Origin of the sequence: Pectinatus haikarae (genome assembly GCF_050916305.1) — a bacterium.
GTDB classification, from domain to species: domain Bacteria; phylum Bacillota; class Negativicutes; order Selenomonadales; family Selenomonadaceae; genus Pectinatus; species Pectinatus haikarae.
This window is the reverse complement of sequence record NZ_CP116940.1, coordinates 2,360,640-2,378,666: the sequence shown is the minus strand read 5'-3', so window position 1 is coordinate 2,378,666 and position 18,027 is coordinate 2,360,640. Positions and strand designations below refer to the sequence as shown.

Below are 18,027 nucleotides of genomic sequence, written 5' to 3'. Positions count from 1 at the left end.
AAAATTTGTTTTTTTATAAAGGAGAGAAAATATATGCAGGAATATGTTACCGGTCCTATCACTGCGCCGTCAAAAAAACCTACTGGCACGCAAAATATCAATAATCAAATAAATCATTTTCAAAGGCTGTCTTGGAAAGAAAAAATTTCTTACGGATTTGGTGATTTTGGCAATGGATTTATGTTTGATTTAGGACAGGCGTATTTAACGAAGTACTGGATTGATATTTGTGCCATACCGGCAGCTGCTGTAGCGGGCATATTTGCTTTTACAAAGATCTTTGATGCATTTATGGACCCTATAGCGGGTTCTCTGATAGACAGAAGAAAAAATATCGGCAGCAGAGGAAAATTTCGTCCCGTGATGATGATATCCAGTATTTTACTGGCTTTACTTACAGTGGTCACATTTACAATGCCTGAATTATCACTGTCGGGAAAAATTCTTTTCGCTTATGCTGCTTATATGGCATGGGGGCTGGTCTATTCCTTTACAAATATACCTTATGGTTCACTGGCCAGTGTCATGACGCGCGATGTAAACGAACGCAGCCAGCTGGCCACTACAAGGCAGGCAGGGTCTATAGGAGCGCAGCTCATCACAGGCATCGGGTTTGTACCGATCGTACTTGTTTTTGATAATCCGCATCACGGTTTTTTTATAGCTGCCGCGATCATGGCTGTGATCGGTATTGTCGGTTTTTATATTTGCTATAGAAATACTAAAGAAAATGTTCCGGTTATGCGCAATACACAGGCAGAAAAAAAGGCAGGATTCAAGGATTATCTCAAAGTAGTATTTACAAATAAGCCACTGCTTTGTATAATTCTGATGACCTTATTTACTATTTCAGCAATGAACACCAATAATCAGATGATGATTTTCTTTTGTCAGTATAATTTAGGCAATATGGGATTGCAGCCATTGGTAAATGGAATTATGATGGGGTGTTCTGTGCTGGGGATTCTTATGATTCCAAAGTTGGTTAAATTATTCGGCAAAAAGAGAACTGCTGTAGGCGGTCTTTTAATAGGATTTGTCGCCAATATTCTGAATTTTGTTATTGCCACTAATATTTACACTTTTATTGTTCTGGTCACAATAGGTTATGTTGCTCTGGCAATCCCTAATGGAATTACATGGGCTTTTGTATCCGATGTTATTGATTATGGCGAATGGCATAATGGAATAAGAAAAGAAGGGATAACTTATGCCGCTTTCAATTTTTCCCGCAAAATGGCACAGGCCCTTGCCGCAATCGTAAGTTCTGGCATCCTTGTGCTGACAGGGTATGTATCAAATACTGTCCAGTCAGCTGAAACGCTGACGGGGATAAAGGCTGCCATGACATTGTATCCAGGCGTGGCTTTAGGTATAGCTGCTGTAATTATAAGTATTTTTTATGGTTTGTCAGATAATAAATATAAAAAAATAGCTGATGATCTCAGTAATGGCTTGTGGGAAAATGGGCAAATAAAATAAAATATGAACTATTTTCCAGATTTATTTGCTGATAGATTTTTTTGATAGTATTGCCCCCAGTTGCTCATTGCCTCAATCACTGATTTTAGACTAAGTCCCGCCGGAGTCAGTGTATATTCAACACGTGGGGGCATTTCTGCAAAAACCTTTCTGCTGAGCAGGCCATCTTTTTCCATTGATCTTAAATCAGCTGTCAAAATTTTCTGCGATATTTTTCCAACCGATTTTTTTAATTCGCCAAACCTTTTTTTGCCATCCAACAGATCTCTTATTATTAATAATTTCCATTTATCACTGATTAACATCAATGTCGTTTCTACAGGGCAGTCAGGTAATGTTTTTTCCATGCTATTATCCGTGCTCCTTAATAATGTGCTTAGTTCACTATCATTTCTAAAATCGTATTATATACTTACAACAAAAAAATTACAAATCAGCTAACATTTTTGGAATAATTGCAGGTGTTTTGAGTTTGAAATTTGATGGGGAAAAGATCGAAATTATCATAAAAAAATGCTAAAAGCTGGAAGTAAAGTGTGTCAGAGAGGGAGAAATTGTTTATGTGTTTTGTCCTTTTCCAGCTAGTCTATTTGACAATATCAAAAACAATTTCTTGTCGTCGGAACTGAGCCGGAGTAGAACCTGTTTCACGCTTGAAGAATTTCTGAAGTGAGTGGAGCTTCTCCGCAATAATGCCAATAGAGAAGTCTGTATGCGCTAGCAAACGCTTTGCTTCGAGAGTGATGCGGCCAGAGATAAAGTCTTCTGCACTTATGCTTATTGTCGCTGTGGCTGCACGAGTCAGGCTTTTTTCTGTGCAGCCAAGCTGGATGGCGATAAAGTGGGGAGAAGAAATTTTGGTCAACATAAAATAATCCAGCCGTCCCAGTTCATGTCCAAAATTGTGAGCTTGACCAGGACGGAGGGGTAGAAAGGTCCCTGGATTACAGGTGACAGGTGCGAAATAGACCCATTGTACACATTTACCATGCGCGACACATATAAGCATATGGGATTCATATATTTCTTTATGTTTGAGTTTTGATAATAGTTATGAAGATTATCCTTTTAGTAGAAAACAATCTAGTCTTTTGTGGACTACAATACGACACAAAAAGAATAAAAAAATTTTGCGCTGATTTTTGAACGGGATGATAATTTATATATTAATCTGAAATGTGAGCCTCAATACATTGATGAAATAAGAGAATCCAATAAAGATATTTTACCGGGATTTCATATGAATAAAAGGCATTGGAATACTGTAAAAGTAAACGGAGACGTGTCTGAAAAAGAACTGTTTAAGATGATAGAACATAGTTATGCTTCGACGTTAAAAAGATGAGTAGTAAAAATAAACTATATCAAGATTTCCAATTAATTGGTAATTTTGATGTGGTTTATTTTTATTTAACATTAAATTTTGATTCAATTTACCAAAACGGCAAGTTTTAATTGTTTTAGTTATATAGAGGAAGGTGGGATTTATGAGAATTATCAAGCTTTTAGTTTCTCTATTGCATTGGATCAACTTGAAACAGCGAATACTATGAAATTTCTATCGGATACGGCATGGTTGTGGCAATAGCGATGATTATTACTATTTTTACAGCAAAAGCAGATCTGGAGAAATAAAACTGTTTTTATAGAGAAAAAATAACGATTTTCTGCGGATGAAAAATTAATATGGGCAATGCGGACAGCGGTTTCTTACTGAAGGAAAAAGGTGCATTGAGCATGCAGGATCAATTTGATAACTTTTGTAAAAAAATGTTTGCCATAGGAGCAGATTGTAGGAGAATATCAAAATTTTTTTAAAACAAAAAATGAAATGCCTTTTAAGCATCGACGGTACATATTTTTAAGCATTGGCTTAATTTGTTTTTACAACTTACAATAAAACAATAGATGAAATTAATTCAGCTACTGTTTGAGGAGGGGATTGCAATGGCATGGAAAAAGTTAATTGTGTTAGGTTTGACAGCAGGGATTATAATGACAAATTTTTTAAGCGTGGAGGCAGCGAATATGGCAAATAATGAAAAAGAAACAACAAAACCAGCAGCAAAGAAGATTGTACAAACGGCAGGACACGATGTATTAGGAGATTTTGCTCCAGATTTTGCACGATATAATGATGATATCCTGTTTGGTGAAGTGTGGTCACGCAATGACAAGCTCTCACTTCATGACCGTAGTTTAATTACGATATCCGCATTAATAGGAAGCGGTGTCACGGACAGTTCACTGAAATACCATATCCAGACAGCAAAACAGAATGGCGTGACCAAAGATGAAATGGTAGAGATGCTTACGCAGCTTGGTTTTTATGCAGGCTGGCCGAAAGCCTGGGCAGCATTTCGTATGGCAAAAGAGGTCTATGAAGAAAAGTAAAGCGGAGATCCTTCCTATAGGTCATTATTGTTAGGAAAGGATGGAATAATTGTATATGAAACAGATTTTCCTAGACATTGTTTTGCTGGTGCTGTTCCTTTTAATAATGAGTTTCCAATTTTTGCCTAAAATACTGCATGAAGTGTTAGGTATCCTTATGCTGTCGGCAATCGTTTTTCATCTTATTGGGAATCGTCTATGGTTTTCCTCGCTATTTATAGGAAAGTGGTATTTCATACGAAGTTTGTCTGTGATGATTAACTGCCTGTTGATTATTAATGCGGTAAGTATTATAGCGACAGGCATGATGATCTCGAATCATTTGTTCAAGGAAATTTTTGGAATATACTTGCAAAGAAACATAATGGTCCATCAATTGCATGTTTCCTTGCCTTATTTTCTTCTCGTTTTGATTGGACTTCATCTGGGATTGCATTGGCCGCCTTTATGGCATCGTTTTACGAACTGGAATCATTGGAATCTGCAATCGTTGAAATATCGGGTTGGATGCTATTTTATGATGGCCCTGTTGATTGCTGGTGGCATCTATGGTTCTTTTATGAATCAGATTGGCGATCGGTTACAGCTGAAGCATATCTTTGCCACGGCAGCAACGAAGGCTTCTCTCGGGATGTTCATATTGATGCTTCTGAGTATCATTGGCTTGTATGCTGTAGTGGGTTTTATGATCAAAAGGAGTACAAGACATTTGTAAAAACATAGCATGGACGATTGAATCAAAGTTGAATTTTGTACTAAAGAAAGGGGAAATTGAGATGAAAAAATTTGTGACACTCTTCTTATTATCCGTATGTATGATGTTGACACTTACCGCATGTGGCAGTACTGAGGCAACGACATCTTCCCCGCCGCAGTCACAAAATGGAGTGGCAGAAAAATCTGCACCGGAAGCAGAAGAGCAAAAGGCAGATGGAAACAGTAAAATACTGGTCGCATATTTCTCCTGTACGGGCAATACGAAGACATTGGCAGAGAATGCAGCTGATGTTCTCAAAGCAGATCTTTATGAAATTGTACCAGAGAAAAAATATACCAGTGAAGATCTAAACTATAAGGATGAATCTACGCGTGCTACAGTGGAACAGAAAGATAATAGTGCACGCCCAGCTATTAATGGGAAGGTGTCTTCTTTTGAAAAATACGATACAATCGTAATCGCTTATCCAATCTGGTGGGGACAGGCTCCGCGTATTATTGATACTTTCTTGGAAAGCTATGATTTTTCGGATAAGAAAATCATACCGATTTGCACATCAGCCAGCAGCGATATAGGCTCTAGTGCAGATGCGCTTCATAATCTGTGCTCTGCCTCTGCCAACTGGGTAGATGGTAAACGTTTCTCGAAAGACACATCCAAACAGGAACTGGAGCAGTGGTTTTCAAGTCATCAGATCCAATCAGGCAAATGAATTGGGCGATGGAGATGAAAAGTAAATTAATCGGCATCTTCGCGGTAGTAACAGTCACTGTTTTATTTTATTCTTGGCTTTGTCTGGCTTGTATAGCAAAACAAAATAATGTTTCTCAAGAAGATTATGCTCGCATGTCACAGGAAATTGTTGAGCAGAGCTGGCAAAAAAAGTAAAGGAGACCAGAATTATGAACATGAAGAAGATGTGCTTTTTAGGGATTGGCTTCTTGTTCGTTGTTGCTGTTGTCGGAGCTGCCTATGGAAGCAGGGAAGATGTACAGGCCGAGACCATAAAGGAACATGAGACGATGTTGCAATCAAAGGAATCCAAGCAGGTTCGTGTAAAATTTACCTTTGATGGCAAGGAATCAATCGCAGAATTGGAAGACAACTCGACCAGCCGGGATTTTCGCCAATCTATGCCAATGACGCTTCACTTCAAGGATTATAATGAAACGGAAAAAATCGCTGATCCACCGAAGTCGCTGTCGAAAGAAAATGCTCCGGACGGATTTGTGCCAAAGCCAGGTGATCTGGCGGTTTATGGTCCGTGGGGCAATATCTCTGTTTTTTATAAAGACTTCAGATATTCCAAGGGACTCATCCCCATGGGGCATTTCATCAGTGGACTTGAAGATCTGGTTGGAATGAACGGTGATTTCGATGCAAAAGTTGAGGTTATTTCTAAGGAGTAGATGGGAGGGGTTGTATGAACAGACGGGAGTTCCTAAAAGTCAGCGGCATGGGCACATTGACGCTCTTTTTGAGCGGCTGTGGACTGTCTGCACTAGCTGGAGAAACGGAAAACGAAAGTAAAATCCCGGAAAAAGGAAGCGTATCAGGAGGTAAGAATATGAAAATTGTAGTCATTAATAGCAGCCCGCATCCGAAAAATGAATCTACATCGATTTATTTATCGGAGAAATTCACGGAAGGTGCAAAAAGTGCCGGACATGAGGTATTCACCTTTGATGCGGCTAATGAAGAAACGCATCCCTGTCGCGGCTGTGACAAGTGTCATATGGATGGACCTTGTATCTGGTCGGATGCCATCGAACAGACACTTATGCCCAAAATGCTGGATGCGGATTTATTGGTATTGGTAACACCGCTGTACTATTTCGGCATGTCTGCACAGCTTAAAACTATAGTAGACCGCTTCTACTCCCGTACAGGAAAACTTCATGGCAAGAAATCTGTATTGATGGCAACTGCCTATAATAGTGCCGATTGGACGATGAGTGCGTTGGTTGATCATTATGATACCCTGGTGCGATATATGGAATGGAATGATGTCGGGAAGGTTTTGGGAATTGGATGCGGTGCTCGTTCTCTGGTAGAAAGATCTGAATTCGGCGATCAGGCATATAAAATTGGCGCAAATCTTTGATACATTACAAAATAAAGGTGGTGTAATTATGAATCGCGAAGCAGTTCATAAAAAGTACAGCATTCCTTTTGAGGTGCTAAAAAAATACGAAAGCAGTTCAATCGCTAAAGTACAGTCAGAAGGAGCTGCAACCATATATGATGATTATGCACTTAAGGAACTGAGCTTTATCATGAGCTTATTAGACTTCGGATTTTCTTGGGACGAAATTATGAGCTATATGAAAATGAAAAAGGACAGCAAATACTGTCATTGTATGGATTTGCTGAACGAAAAACGAAATGATATGCTGGAAGAAATCCATAAGAAAGAACAGATGATATCCCGTATAGATTATTTGAAATATGAGATGAAAAAAGACTTGGATGATACGAAAGGGTAACCACCAAAGCGAAAGGGGGGATTGTCTTGGAACTTCGCGTTTTGCACTATTTTTTGACAGTAGCCAGAGAAGAGAATATTACCAAGGCAGCGAATCTGCTGCATATGACGCAGCCAACCCTGTCCAGGCAGATTCGTGCCTTGGAGGAGGAACTAAATGTTAAGCTTTTGGAACGGTATAGTCATTATGTCAGGCTAACCGAGGATGGCTTATTGTTACGCCGTCATGCACAGGATATTCTGGATCTTGCAGAGAAAATGAAGCAGGAGTTTATCGGCAGTAGAACGTTGGCTGGAGACATCCGCATCGGGTGTGGTGATACACAGAATATGGCAGTGCTGGCTGCTTGGATGGCGGAGTTTCATAGGCAGTATCCATTGATTACGTTCCGGGTGCAAAGTAAGACGGCAGATGTCGTCCAAGAACAAATTGAAAATGGTCTGGTGGATATTGGGTTGCTGATGGAACCGGTGGATGTTATGAAATATGAAGTCCTGCGTATGCCATTGCTGGAGCGGTGGGGGATTCTGGTTCGGGAAAGTAGCGCATTAGCAGAAAAAGAAAATATACATCCGGACGATCTTTTGGAAGTACCTTTGATTTTGCCAGAACGTATATCGGTACAATCCCATCTGAAACATTGGTTTGGTGAAACGTACGAGAATCTTCATCAAGTCGCGACATATAATCTTTTGTTAAATACGGTTTATATGGTGAGGAGCGGGCTGGGTACTGCAATTTGTTATGATTTTCATCAGCAGATGACTCCAGGACTGCGATTCATACCGCTAAAGGGAATTGGAGCTGTGGGTGCAGTTCTTGCTTGGAAAAAGCAACAAGCCCTTTCCAAGGCAGCCCGTATCTTTTTGGGATATTGTCACACATGTAAAGATAATGCGCAACAAACAAGTGAATAGTAAGCGATACTGCACTTTTGAAGCTTTCGCTATATTGGGAAAAACAGAGAACAGTGCTTATCGTTAACAGTATAGATTTAAAGAATACGTAAATATGATAAACTGAAATAAAAGAAGATACTGCTACTTTATTTTGGTTAATAAACAGAGGTGTACTAAAAAATTACGTGCCCTTTTTCATACAAAAAACAAGCTTAGTGATAAATAAATTATTATATTTAAAGAAAAATGGTATTGACCTTAAGCTGACTTCAGGTTTTATAATAATATCAAATTTAAAGTAGAGAGGATGATTTTTATGCCATATATTCAGATAGAAGCAGGTCCTCATGTGAGTACCGAACAGAAAAAACAGCTTATTGCAGATATCACGCAAGATGCGAGCAAAATATTAGGAATTCCAGCGTCAGGATTTTATGTGCTCATTAAAGAAAATTATGCGGATAATTGGGGAATTGGCGGTAGAACGCTTACAGATATTGCAAAGAAAAGAACCTCAGATAATATGTAGAATATGCACTTACATTTAAAAAAATGGCTTTGTAAAGTAAACATGAAAGATTAACAAACAGAAACAGCCAAATACTTCAAGCAACGAACAAAAGCTTGTATTTACTTCTGGCAGAAAGATTGAGCCCTGCAACTTGTGACGGAGTCAAACTGTTAAGAGCGGAATGAGGACGGACAAAATTGTAAAAAAAGAGAAAAACCGCGATAAGGTTGTTGGCGGAATTGAAAGAAGAAAATCCCTGTTTGGTTTTATACCATGCTTTGAACTGCTTGTTAAAGCATTCAATCAGGTTGTTGGTGATATCGTCACTGAAGCTGTGGACACGGATATGTTTGACATTCAGCACTGCTTTTACAGGAACTTTGTAGGCACTGTAACGGTCGGTTACAATGGCTCTGGGTTTGCCAAGGTGCTTAACGGAATTAAGCAGGGAAAAAGCCTGAGGACTATCCCGGTGTTTGGAAAGATGAAAGCCGAGGACAAAACGTGTTTCGCTGTCCACAATTAACCAAAGATAATATTTCATGCTACGGATTTTCACCACGGTTTCGTCCGCGTGCCATTCATCGGAGTCGAAATTGAGCGTTGGTATCAATTCAAGTGCAATGTTGTGAAACAAAGGTGCAAATTTCGTACACCAGTTGCTGATGGTGGTGTGAGAAAGCTGAATATTCATGACCGTACGCATAATAAGAGCAATATTGCGGAAAGAATTCTTGCCTAAATAAAACATTGACAATGCTGTCAGAATAACATGCATAGGATAACGCATTCGCTTGAAATTGGTTTTTCCTGACAATTTCGACATAGAAGGTGCTGTAATAGCAGCTTGTTTTGGGACAAAAAGGGAATGACCGCATTTCTTGTCACCACATTGGTAGTTTGAATAATACTTGTGTTCATGATGAAGAAACATGGCCTTCCCGCAGATAGGGCAAATTGGGTAAGAACGTATGCGTGGCCTTCCTGATTTGCCGGTTGTATTGGCATATGGTACAAATTGATGCCCGCATACACGGCAAAGATATTTTTGGTTTGCATCTTTATCTTTGCCATAACGATAAAAGTTTTGATGGTTGTTGCATTTTGGACAGCAAATCTGATATGATTTTGTCATGAGGACTCGTCTCCTTTCGGGAGGTACAGTGTTTGTGATAAAACTATTGTACCAGAAGGGCTGACGAGTCCTCAACTTTCATTTAACTTTACAATACGAAAAAAATATATAGGAGAATTTTCATATGAAAAAAGATATTGGTTCAGTTTTAGGATTATACCCAACACCGTTGGTGATTATAGGTGCAATGGTGCAAGATAAACCCAACTGGCTGATTGCCGGACATGTCGGTATTATCGGTCATGATCGAATTATGGTAAGTCTGGCAAAACCTCATTATACAAATAAAGGCATTAAGGAAAATAAAGTTCTCTCAGTAAATATTGTAAATGAAAAATTGCTGTCTGAGGCATCGTATGTTGGTAAAGTAAGTGGCAGCAAGGTTGATAAATCTACAGTATTTGCTCATTCCATTGGTGAATTGGGTGCACCACTTGTGAATGCATCTCCGCTTACGATGGAATGCAGTGTTGTTGATGTTTATGATACAGAAGGATTCGAAAGTTTTGTGTTGAAAATAGAACACACCTATGCAGAAGAATCTATTCTGAATGAGGAAGGGAAAATTGATTATCACGTTTTAAAACCAGTTCTCTTTGAAATGCCGACCTATGAGTATGTTAAGACAGGTGCTGTTTTAGGTATGTGCGTGAGTTTTGCTGATCAGTATAAAGTATAAATCAATTTATAATGAGAGGAATTTTAAAAATGAGTAGAAAAATTTTGATTGTTTACTATTCGCATTCTTCCAACACGCGTAAGCTTGCAAAGCTGATTTCAGCAAAAACCGCTGGTATGCTCTACGAATTAGAACCGGAAAGAGCTTATCCAGGTGATTACACTGCGGTTGTAGATCAGGCAAAAAAGGAAATTGAAGCTGGATACCACCCGCCGCTTAAGACAAAAATTAAGAACATTGCTGACTTTGACAGCGTTTTCGTGGGCACTCCGAATTGGTGGAGTACCATGGCACCACCTATTGCCACCTTCCTTGCAGAATATGATTTAGCGAGCAAGACAGTTATTCCATTCTGCACACATGGCGGTGGGGGCTCCGGCTATATTGAGAAAAATGTAAAGCTGGCCTGTAAAAAATCGACGGTACTTTCCATGTTCTCCAGTTATGGCAGCTCAGTTAAAGACAGCAATGTCGAAGCTTGGTTAAAGAAAAACGGGATAAAATAGGTAGGTCTCGTAAGAAATACGAAAAGCATAGGGAACTGCGGTAAAGGCTTTATGTAACGATGATTTTTATGCCTGATGGGTATATCAATTATGTTGATGCCAAAACAATATCATTATAAGTAGATAGTGCACTATGAGCATCGCAAGCGCAGACGACGTGATAAGGAATTGTCATTCCAATTTATAAATAATTTTTCTTTTATTTAAGAACAGAAAATGATTTGTATTCACTTAGAGTTTAACACTTTAAATTGAGTCGAGGTGAATATGGTTCAGGAAAATTTTTTCTTTAAAAAATTCAACTTGACTTTGAGTCTGGACCATAGAGTACGATAATAAGAAAATAAGTGACAATATTTTAAGCCTAAATAGGAGGAAATCATGGAATGCAGTATCGTGAACTTGGACAAACGGGTCTTAAGGTAAGTGAAATTGGTATTGGATGCGAAGGTCTTATTGATCATAACGGTGTATATATGGATGATTTTTTAGATACTGCGGAACGGGTGGGCGTTAATTATATTGATTTCTACGCACCAAATCCTGTTTGGCGCAGCCGGCTGGGGCAGGCACTTGCCGGTAGGAGAAATAAATTTATTTTGCAGGTACATCTTTGCGCAGTTTGGAAAAATGGGCAGTATGAGCGTACACGTAAAATTGATGAAGTTAGGCCGAGTTTTGAGGATATGCTGCGGCGCCTGAATATTGATTCAGTAGAAGTCGGCATGGTCCATTATGTAGATTCGCTTGATGACTGGCGGCAGGTTGCCAACGGTCCAATTATACGGTATGCGAAGGAATTGCAAGCAGCAGGTAAAATACGTCATCTTGGTCTTAGCAGCCATAATCCTATTGTCGCTCTGGAGGCAGTGGAAAGCGGACTTATTGACGTGCTGATGTTTAGTATTAACCCCTGTTATGATCTTCAGCCGGCCAGTGAGGATTGCGATGATCTTTGGAACGGAAAAAGCTACGAGAAGTCGCTGCTCAATATGAATCCAGATCGAGAAAAACTTTATGAAGTCTGTCAACGCCGTGGCGTCGGCATTACTGTCATGAAAGCATTTGGCGGTGGTGATCTTTTAAATGCAAAATTGTCTCCTGCGGGCATGGCACTTGCTCCGGTTCAGTGCCTTCACTACGCTTTAACACGCCCGGCAGTAGCAACAGTTTTAGCAGGAGCGCATACTGTAGAGGAATTAGAAATAAGTGTACACTATGAGACCGCTTCTATGGAAGAAAAAGATTATGCAGCAGCCTTTACTTCTTTCCCGCGAATCAATTGGAAAGGACACTGCATGTACTGCGGTCACTGCGCACCTTGTCCGAAAGGTATTGACGTTGCTATGGTCACTAAACTTCTCAATCTTGCTGAAGCGCAAGAAAAAATACCAGAAACTGTGCGTGAACATTATGCCATCTTGAAACATACAGCTTTTGAATGCATTGATTGCGGTGCTTGTGAGAAGCGCTGTCCATTTCATGTTTCAGTGCGGCAGAATATGATGCGAGCGAAAGAGGTCTTTAAAAAATGAGCGGTAGAAAATCATTCAATTACATTGACTAGGATGAGCCTGGGCAAATATTATCATGCTTAGTGCTTTGCTAAAGCTGATTTTTTATTCGTGCCATATTTAAGAAATATCATTCTATAATAAAGGTCCAATGCCTGTTTCGAAATAACAGACATTGGACCTTTATGTTAAATAGATATTAATTTTTCTGTGAAATGTTATTCAGTTAAAAATGGATAGTATATTACGATAAAAATCTTGACAATAATGCATTAATGAAATCTTCAAATCAACAATATAATAAATTGGTTACTCGAGTGTTCATGAAATTCTGGTAGCTGGGTTATATAATCGAAAAAATGGTAATCAATTTCTTAAATGTATATCAATTTGTTCTTTCAGTTTATCGAGAAATAATGCGGCTGCTTTGGAGAAAAGTTGTTGTTTTTTCCAGATCAAATAAACATGTGCAGGAAGCTGCGGTTGTAGCGGGCGGAAACGTAATAAACTATCTGGTCCGGTATGGACCAGTTTATCCAAACATAACGCATAACCAAGTCCAGCTTCTACCATGAGTGAAGCATTGAAAATCAAGTTGTAAGTGGAAATAATATTTAGTTCCCCTTGTTCTTTTTGCAGCCAATGGTAAAGTTCATGGGTATCCAGTGATTGTTGAGAAATCAGCAATGGAATATCCCAGAGATCGTGTGGAGTAATTCGTGTCTTGCAGCACAACGAAGAATCCCTGCGCATCAGCAGTCCCCAAAAATCAGTATCTGGTAGTTCGAAAGAATGATATTTTCGGATGTTGGCTGGTTCAATGAGCAGGCCAAAATCAAGTAATCCTTTATCTAACCGTTCGGTTACATCATCCGCTTTTGCGCTGAATAGGTGATAGCGTATATGCGGGTAATCAGTCTGGAGCTTTTTAGCGGTCAGGGCCATACGACGCATAGCGTTCGTTTCACCGCAGCCAATGTATATGTCACCATTAACTATTGCATCTGACTGGCGAAATTCCCGTTTTGTTTTCTCTGTCAATGAGGTGATTTCTTCAGCACGTTTACGTAGCAGAAGCCCTGCATCTGTGAGAGTAGTTTTTCGTTTGCCACGGTTAAGCAGCTGCACGCCCAATTCTTCTTCAAGTTCAGAAAGTTGACGGGATAACGTCGGTTGAGTAATATGGAGGGCCTCGGCAGCCTTGGAGATATTTTCTTCCTTAGCAACGGTTAAAAAATAGGATAAAACTCTAAATTCCATGATTAACACCTGTTTTATTTGTAGTATAACATTTAAAATAATGCTTTTGAAGCATAAATTATCATTTAATATAGGCATTTGTTATCATACCAGAGCGATTCTATAATAAAACATAAGGAGATATATAGACGAAGGAGCTTGAAATTTTTTTAATTGTTTGCGGAATGGGGAGTGTTATGTTAAAAAAAAATAATATGTTAGTTTATATTTTGGCGGTTGGTGTATTTGGTATCCTAAATACGGAGATGGGGTTTGTCGGTGTCTTGCCATTTATTGCTTCGCAGTTTGATGTCAGTATCATGGAGGCTGGAACTCTCGTGAGTTTGTTCGCGCTGGGAGTTGCAATTGCCGGTCCGACAATGCCCCTGCTGTTTTCCGGTATTAATAGAAAATTGGTTATGTTGATGGTTTTAGGTATTTTTATTTTGGGAAATATTGTATCAATTTTCGCACCAAATTTTACAATTTTATTAATTGCTAGAGTCATCCCGGCCTTTTTTCATCCAATATACTGTTCTTTGGCCTTTAGCGTAGCAGCGGCATCTGTGAAACCGGAGTTGGCACCGAAAGCTGTAACGAAGATTGTGATTGGCGTGTCTGCTGGAATGGTTATCGGTGTGCCAATCAGTAATTTTATTGCAGGAGCATTTTCTTTGAAAATGGCATTAAGTTTTTTTGCATTTATTAACGTTTTTGTATTTTTGGTGACACTGATTTTTGTTCCTTCAATGCCGGTGAAACAGCGGTTATCCTATGGATCACAGATCAGTGTATTGAAAAAACCGATGCTGCTGATATCAATTTTAGCGGTCATTCTTATGAATGGAGCTGTCTTTGGTGTATTTAATTATCTGGCAGAGTATTTGGGGCATGTTACAGCGGTGTCTTTATCGACAACGAGTGTAATGCTATTCGTTTATGGCGCGATGAATATTTTTGGCAGCATGCTGGCAGGGGAATTGCTTACCCGTAACGCTTTGCATACGGTTCGTTTTTTTATAATTGCTTTGTTTGGCATGTATAGTTTGTTATTTCTGGGAGGGCAGTTCCTGATACCAATGATAATACTAACGATTCTCTGGGGCCTTTTAGGTGGTATCAATGCAAATGCCACGCAGTATTGGATTTCTCATGCAGCACCGGAGGCTCCAGATTTGGCTAATGGGGTTTTTTTGACTTCGGCAAATTTAGGGACAACTTTGGGAACTGCCGTCGGTGGAGTATTTATTGCAGAATGGGGCACTCCTTATGTTGTTCTTGTTGGACTGTCTTTTATTGCGCTTGCAGGATTAGTAATTTTTGCTCAGATTAACTGTTTGACAGAAAAAAATAGTTTAAATTTGAAAAAAGTACTTGAATTGGAGTCAAGTCCAGGGATTATACTGAAAAAAAAGAAAAAGAATACTGTCTTGTAGACGAATTTTGAGTTTGTATGAAAGAAAGGTAAAACTGATGAAGAAAAAAGCTCTTTTCGGTATTATTCTTCTTGCAGTGCTTATGTGATAGATTATATTGCAGACGTTGACGGATTGAAAGAGGCTGTGGGAAAAGGCGATGTGCAAGTGGCCTTTATAAGGTATTAAGTGAGTTTCTATTTATATTGGGAGATGGAATAAGTGAGAAGAAGGAGCTTTATACGAGGACTGGGACTAGGTGCTATAGGTCTGATGCTTGGCGGCTGCGATTTTGAAGATCCGTTTACAACGAAAGAAGAGCAAAAACAAGAGGCTGATGCTTTTGAATTCAGCGGAACTGTTGAATATAGGCAAATTCCACATTCAGGAGAAAAAATCAGTACGCTTGCTATTGGGGCAAGTGCGCTTCATGAATCTTCAGCAAAAAATATCGAACGCATGATTGCCTATGCAGCAGAGCATGGCATTAATCTCATGGATACTGTAATGTCAAATTTTGGCCCGTCGGAGGCAATGGCTGCAGGGATCAAAGGTCGACGTGACAAAATGCTTACGCAAATGCATATTGGTGTTTATTATCCAAATGAAACATATACAAGAACGCGCGATATGAAGCAGGTTCAGAGCGGTTTTGAGCAGCAGCTTAAGGGATTTGGTACTGATTATAGTGATATAGGGATGATCCATTATGTTGATACAGCAGAAGATTTTCAGAAAGTTATAGATAATGGACTTTTAGATTATGCACAAAAATTAAAAAAGGATGGCACCATCCGCTATATTGGGTTTTCTTCGCATTCTGTAGATATCAGTAAAAAATTTCTTGAGACAGGCTTGATTGATGTCTTTATGTTTAGTCTAAATCCGGCTTACGATTTCGTACCAGAGAATAGTGTGTTGAAACTGGCTGCTGATCGCAAGAATCTTTATGAGGAAGCACAAAAACGCGGCGCAGTAATTACGGTCATGAAGGTTTATGGTGGCGGACGGCTTTTGTCGGATAGCAGTTCACCTTTTGGCAAAGCCATGACAACGGCACAATGCATTCAGTATGCCCTGGATCGTCCTGCAGTAATATCCTGCATACCTGGTGTGCGGAATATGTCTGACATCAACGCAGCGCTGGCTTTTTACAACACGTCACGCGAGGAGCGCGATTATTCAGCTGTTTTTGCGGCGAGTAAACAGGATATGGAAGGTGTATGCATATATTGTGACCATTGCCAGCCATGTCCATATGGCATAGATATTGCGGCTGTTAGTAAATATTATGATCTTGCAAAATCCGGCGATGCCTTAGCAAAGGATCATTATTTTAAATTGAATCGTACAGCCCGTGATTGTGCGCGTTGCGGCGAATGTGAACCACGGTGTCCATTTCATGTCAATATCGAAGACCGCCTGCAGGAAATAGAAAATTATTTTGGACAATAAAAATTTTTAATGGGATATATTTGTCAGCTACAGCAGCTGATTCTATGAATGTGCTGTCGATGATAAATTATATGGGCTTGAAGTCTGATGGAGACTATTTGGGAGAAACTGAACTTAAAGGAGTTCTGACAGATATAGGTTTAACGCAGGAAGCAGGGATTAATACCAGCCCTATATTACAAAAAGCCCATGAAGTAAAGAAAATTATTTAATCTTTTTAGGAGCAAAATGTTGAAAAGAAATATTTTAAATATCGGAATGACAATTGTCTTTCTGTTGGTGATGAATTATCGTTTTACTGGTAATAAGCCGCATGAGGTTTTGGGTGTAATACTTTTTTTATTAGTGCTTTGGCATAATAGCCTAAATCTGCATTGGTATACATCCTTTTTCAAAGGAAAACAGGATTTTCAGCGTGCATTGATAGCGATAATAAATTTTTTGTTTGCCATCAGTTTTTGTATATCAATGCTGTCTGGTTTATTGATTTCACAATCAATAGTGCCATTTATTGCACTGCGGGGAACAAATACACTTTGGCTTCATGAAGTTCATCAAAGCAGCTCTTATGTGTGCTTTATTTTTATAGGAATTCATTTGGGTCTTCATTGGAAGATGTTATGGGTTCGCTTGCAAAATCGGCTTGGAATGGAGCGTTTCCATAAAGAATGTTCAATTTTGGGCAATATTTTAGCAGTCGGTATTATTCTTTATGGTTTTTATGCATCTTTTGCTAATCATATTTGGTCCATGATAGTTATGGAACATGGTTTTGGATGGGGGCCGCCTCCATCTGCGCTAAAATTTTTTTTAGATTATTCAGCACTCTTGGGATGTTATGCAGGAATAACTCATTATGCGGTATCATTGTTGTCTAAGAAAAATCCTAAATTGAAGTAAATGTAAATTTAGACTTTAAGATGGTGCAACATAAATTCGGAAAGGCTTTTATGAATATAGAGAATGTATTAGATGACGGCTTCAGATTAACAGATATTGAGAATTATAATGAAGGTTCATAATGAGAAAGAAGGTATTGATAACAGTTGGAATTATTTTTTGTGTACTTATCAGCGGGATGAATTTTGAAAAATATGAAATGTCTGTTGGCTTAGACAAGCTGTGATTTAGTCAACCGGCAGAAGGAGTTTCTAAGTTATATTTTATTCTGCCGAAATGATTGGCATGGGAAGTCGGAAATACGAGTTACTTGAGTTAAAATGATGCTTTCTAAGCATTATAAAGTATTCGTTTTAAGTATTTTAAATAGTTAAGTAACTACATTATAATAAATCATAAAATAAAGAATAATTAACAAAAGAAAGAGGAGATTGTGAAAATGAAGTTTTTCAATCATAAATTAGCAAAAGCTGCTATGGTGGTAGTTGCACTTACTATCGTGAGCAGTGGCGCTGGGACTGCTTCGGCGGCACTGCATGTGGAACAACCTCAGATTGAAGCGAATAAGAGCCTGCCAGCAGGCGATATGTTTCGTGGCGCAGACAACTTTTACAATAGTAACAATGTAGATGGGCAAAAAGTTACATTTTATAATATTTTCAAAAGCCCTACTTAAAGGATTTTGTGAGTAAAG

23 protein-coding genes are annotated in these 18,027 nt (G+C 38.9%); 19 read left to right on the top strand and 4 right to left on the bottom strand.

Annotated elements, in window-relative coordinates; genetic code table 11:
• The first annotated feature begins 33 nt into the window (after positions 1-33).
• The gene (locus tag NXG61_RS11545) at positions 34-1,482 is read left to right on the top strand and encodes a glycoside-pentoside-hexuronide (GPH):cation symporter (protein WP_196604546.1); all 1,449 of its coding nucleotides are present in this window, start codon (positions 34-36) and stop codon (positions 1,480-1,482) included.
• A gap of 8 nt (positions 1,483-1,490) precedes the next feature.
• Here the strand turns inward: NXG61_RS11545 and NXG61_RS11540 are convergent, their stop codons facing one another.
• Positions 1,491-1,829: a winged helix-turn-helix transcriptional regulator gene (locus NXG61_RS11540; RefSeq protein WP_196604545.1), complete on the bottom strand. Its 339-nt coding sequence runs from the start codon at positions 1,827-1,829 to the stop codon at positions 1,491-1,493.
• Between the two features lie 239 nt (positions 1,830-2,068).
• Complete coding sequence (locus NXG61_RS11535; RefSeq protein ID WP_307225059.1) at positions 2,069-2,350, bottom strand: helix-turn-helix domain-containing protein; 282 nt, start codon at positions 2,348-2,350, stop codon at positions 2,069-2,071.
• Between the two features lie 267 nt (positions 2,351-2,617).
• Between NXG61_RS11535 and NXG61_RS11530 the strand changes: the two genes are divergently transcribed.
• From NXG61_RS11530 to dmpI, 10 genes are all read left to right on the top strand, one after another.
• A complete protein-coding gene (locus NXG61_RS11530; protein WP_307225077.1) occupies positions 2,618-2,827 on the top strand; it encodes an MmcQ/YjbR family DNA-binding protein in 210 nt (69 codons plus the stop codon).
• Between the two features lie 602 nt (positions 2,828-3,429).
• On the top strand, positions 3,430-3,876 hold the full coding sequence (locus NXG61_RS11525; protein ID WP_307225061.1) for a carboxymuconolactone decarboxylase family protein: 447 nt from the start codon (positions 3,430-3,432) through the stop codon (positions 3,874-3,876).
• Between the two features lie 55 nt (positions 3,877-3,931).
• On the top strand, positions 3,932-4,591 hold the full coding sequence (locus NXG61_RS11520) for a DUF4405 domain-containing protein (RefSeq protein ID WP_307225063.1): 660 nt from the start codon (positions 3,932-3,934) through the stop codon (positions 4,589-4,591).
• 61 nt (positions 4,592-4,652) lie between these two features.
• A complete protein-coding gene (locus tag NXG61_RS11515; RefSeq protein ID WP_307225065.1) occupies positions 4,653-5,306 on the top strand; it encodes a flavodoxin in 654 nt (217 codons plus the stop codon).
• Positions 5,307-5,320: 14 nt separating this feature from the next.
• Complete coding sequence (locus tag NXG61_RS11510; protein ID WP_432748933.1) at positions 5,321-5,482, top strand: hypothetical protein; 162 nt, start codon at positions 5,321-5,323, stop codon at positions 5,480-5,482.
• A gap of 14 nt (positions 5,483-5,496) precedes the next feature.
• A complete protein-coding gene (locus NXG61_RS11505; RefSeq protein ID WP_307225069.1) occupies positions 5,497-6,003 on the top strand; it encodes a cyclophilin-like fold protein in 507 nt (168 codons plus the stop codon).
• A 14-nt stretch (positions 6,004-6,017) separates the two neighbouring features.
• The gene (locus NXG61_RS11500) at positions 6,018-6,698 is read left to right on the top strand and encodes an NAD(P)H-dependent oxidoreductase (protein WP_307225071.1); all 681 of its coding nucleotides are present in this window, start codon (positions 6,018-6,020) and stop codon (positions 6,696-6,698) included.
• A 28-nt stretch (positions 6,699-6,726) separates the two neighbouring features.
• Positions 6,727-7,080 (top strand): hypothetical protein, encoded by a 354-nt coding sequence (locus NXG61_RS11495; RefSeq protein ID WP_196604537.1) that lies wholly within the window; start codon positions 6,727-6,729, stop codon positions 7,078-7,080.
• Between the two features lie 26 nt (positions 7,081-7,106).
• Complete coding sequence (locus NXG61_RS11490; protein ID WP_307225073.1) at positions 7,107-7,997, top strand: LysR family transcriptional regulator; 891 nt, start codon at positions 7,107-7,109, stop codon at positions 7,995-7,997.
• A gap of 268 nt (positions 7,998-8,265) precedes the next feature.
• Complete coding sequence (gene dmpI, locus NXG61_RS11485) at positions 8,266-8,508, top strand: 4-oxalocrotonate tautomerase DmpI (RefSeq protein WP_307225079.1); 243 nt, start codon at positions 8,266-8,268, stop codon at positions 8,506-8,508.
• A 76-nt stretch (positions 8,509-8,584) separates the two neighbouring features.
• Here dmpI and NXG61_RS11480 read toward each other — a convergent pair whose 3' ends face one another.
• Positions 8,585-9,625: an IS6 family transposase gene (locus NXG61_RS11480; protein WP_432748932.1), complete on the bottom strand. Its 1,041-nt coding sequence runs from the start codon at positions 9,623-9,625 to the stop codon at positions 8,585-8,587.
• A gap of 124 nt (positions 9,626-9,749) precedes the next feature.
• Between NXG61_RS11480 and NXG61_RS11475 the strand changes: the two genes are divergently transcribed.
• The 3 genes from NXG61_RS11475 to NXG61_RS11465 all read left to right on the top strand — a co-directional run bounded on the left by NXG61_RS11475 (position 9,750) and on the right by NXG61_RS11465 (position 12,345).
• Entirely contained in the window at positions 9,750-10,304 is a 555-nt protein-coding gene (locus tag NXG61_RS11475; protein ID WP_196604534.1) for a flavin reductase family protein, read from the top strand.
• A 29-nt stretch (positions 10,305-10,333) separates the two neighbouring features.
• Positions 10,334-10,810 carry a flavodoxin gene (locus tag NXG61_RS11470; protein WP_307225405.1) on the top strand — a complete coding sequence of 159 codons (477 nt, stop codon included), beginning with the start codon at positions 10,334-10,336 and terminating at the stop codon, positions 10,808-10,810.
• Between the two features lie 386 nt (positions 10,811-11,196).
• Positions 11,197-12,345, top strand: coding sequence for an aldo/keto reductase (locus NXG61_RS11465; protein ID WP_307225406.1), 1,149 nt, complete (start codon positions 11,197-11,199; stop codon positions 12,343-12,345).
• Positions 12,346-12,690: 345 nt separating this feature from the next.
• Here NXG61_RS11465 and NXG61_RS11460 read toward each other — a convergent pair whose 3' ends face one another.
• A complete protein-coding gene (locus tag NXG61_RS11460) occupies positions 12,691-13,584 on the bottom strand; it encodes a LysR family transcriptional regulator (protein ID WP_307225407.1) in 894 nt (297 codons plus the stop codon).
• 176 nt (positions 13,585-13,760) lie between these two features.
• On the opposite strand from NXG61_RS11460, the gene NXG61_RS11455 reads away from it, so the two are divergent.
• The 5 genes from NXG61_RS11455 (at position 13,761) to NXG61_RS11435 (ending at position 18,009) form a co-directional block, all read left to right on the top strand.
• The gene (locus NXG61_RS11455; protein WP_432748931.1) at positions 13,761-14,999 is read left to right on the top strand and encodes an MFS transporter; all 1,239 of its coding nucleotides are present in this window, start codon (positions 13,761-13,763) and stop codon (positions 14,997-14,999) included.
• 201 nt (positions 15,000-15,200) lie between these two features.
• The gene (locus tag NXG61_RS11450; RefSeq protein ID WP_307225409.1) at positions 15,201-16,433 is read left to right on the top strand and encodes an aldo/keto reductase; all 1,233 of its coding nucleotides are present in this window, start codon (positions 15,201-15,203) and stop codon (positions 16,431-16,433) included.
• A gap of 20 nt (positions 16,434-16,453) precedes the next feature.
• The gene (locus tag NXG61_RS11445) at positions 16,454-16,645 is read left to right on the top strand and encodes a hypothetical protein (protein ID WP_307225410.1); all 192 of its coding nucleotides are present in this window, start codon (positions 16,454-16,456) and stop codon (positions 16,643-16,645) included.
• Between the two features lie 16 nt (positions 16,646-16,661).
• Positions 16,662-17,333, top strand: coding sequence for a DUF4405 domain-containing protein (locus NXG61_RS11440; protein WP_307225411.1), 672 nt, complete (start codon positions 16,662-16,664; stop codon positions 17,331-17,333).
• Positions 17,334-17,772: 439 nt separating this feature from the next.
• Entirely contained in the window at positions 17,773-18,009 is a 237-nt protein-coding gene (locus NXG61_RS11435) for a hypothetical protein (protein ID WP_307225412.1), read from the top strand.
• Positions 18,010-18,027 lie beyond the last annotated feature (18 nt).

Excerpts from the sequence above, each read along its gene's own strand:
- NXG61_RS11545 (WP_196604546.1), top strand. The coding sequence starts at position 34 with ATGCAGGAATATGTTACCGGTCCTATCACTGCGCCGTCAAAAAAACCT.
- NXG61_RS11540 (WP_196604545.1), bottom strand. The coding sequence starts at position 1,829 with ATGGAAAAAACATTACCTGACTGCCCTGTAGAAACGACATTGATGTTA.
- NXG61_RS11535 (WP_307225059.1), bottom strand. The coding sequence starts at position 2,350 with ATGTTGACCAAAATTTCTTCTCCCCACTTTATCGCCATCCAGCTTGGC.
- NXG61_RS11525 (WP_307225061.1), top strand. The coding sequence starts at position 3,430 with ATGGCATGGAAAAAGTTAATTGTGTTAGGTTTGACAGCAGGGATTATA.
- NXG61_RS11520 (WP_307225063.1), top strand. The coding sequence starts at position 3,932 with ATGAAACAGATTTTCCTAGACATTGTTTTGCTGGTGCTGTTCCTTTTA.
- NXG61_RS11515 (WP_307225065.1), top strand. The coding sequence starts at position 4,653 with ATGAAAAAATTTGTGACACTCTTCTTATTATCCGTATGTATGATGTTG.
- NXG61_RS11510 (WP_432748933.1), top strand. The coding sequence starts at position 5,321 with ATGAAAAGTAAATTAATCGGCATCTTCGCGGTAGTAACAGTCACTGTT.
- NXG61_RS11505 (WP_307225069.1), top strand. The coding sequence starts at position 5,497 with ATGAACATGAAGAAGATGTGCTTTTTAGGGATTGGCTTCTTGTTCGTT.
- NXG61_RS11500 (WP_307225071.1), top strand. The coding sequence starts at position 6,018 with ATGAACAGACGGGAGTTCCTAAAAGTCAGCGGCATGGGCACATTGACG.
- NXG61_RS11495 (WP_196604537.1), top strand. The coding sequence starts at position 6,727 with ATGAATCGCGAAGCAGTTCATAAAAAGTACAGCATTCCTTTTGAGGTG.
- NXG61_RS11480 (WP_432748932.1), bottom strand. The coding sequence starts at position 9,625 with ATGACAAAATCATATCAGATTTGCTGTCCAAAATGCAACAACCATCAA.
- NXG61_RS11475 (WP_196604534.1), top strand. The coding sequence starts at position 9,750 with ATGAAAAAAGATATTGGTTCAGTTTTAGGATTATACCCAACACCGTTG.
- NXG61_RS11470 (WP_307225405.1), top strand. The coding sequence starts at position 10,334 with ATGAGTAGAAAAATTTTGATTGTTTACTATTCGCATTCTTCCAACACG.
- NXG61_RS11465 (WP_307225406.1), top strand. The coding sequence starts at position 11,197 with ATGCAGTATCGTGAACTTGGACAAACGGGTCTTAAGGTAAGTGAAATT.
- NXG61_RS11460 (WP_307225407.1), bottom strand. The coding sequence starts at position 13,584 with ATGGAATTTAGAGTTTTATCCTATTTTTTAACCGTTGCTAAGGAAGAA.
- NXG61_RS11455 (WP_432748931.1), top strand. The coding sequence starts at position 13,761 with ATGTTAAAAAAAAATAATATGTTAGTTTATATTTTGGCGGTTGGTGTA.
- NXG61_RS11440 (WP_307225411.1), top strand. The coding sequence starts at position 16,662 with ATGTTGAAAAGAAATATTTTAAATATCGGAATGACAATTGTCTTTCTG.
- NXG61_RS11435 (WP_307225412.1), top strand. The coding sequence starts at position 17,773 with ATGAAGTTTTTCAATCATAAATTAGCAAAAGCTGCTATGGTGGTAGTT.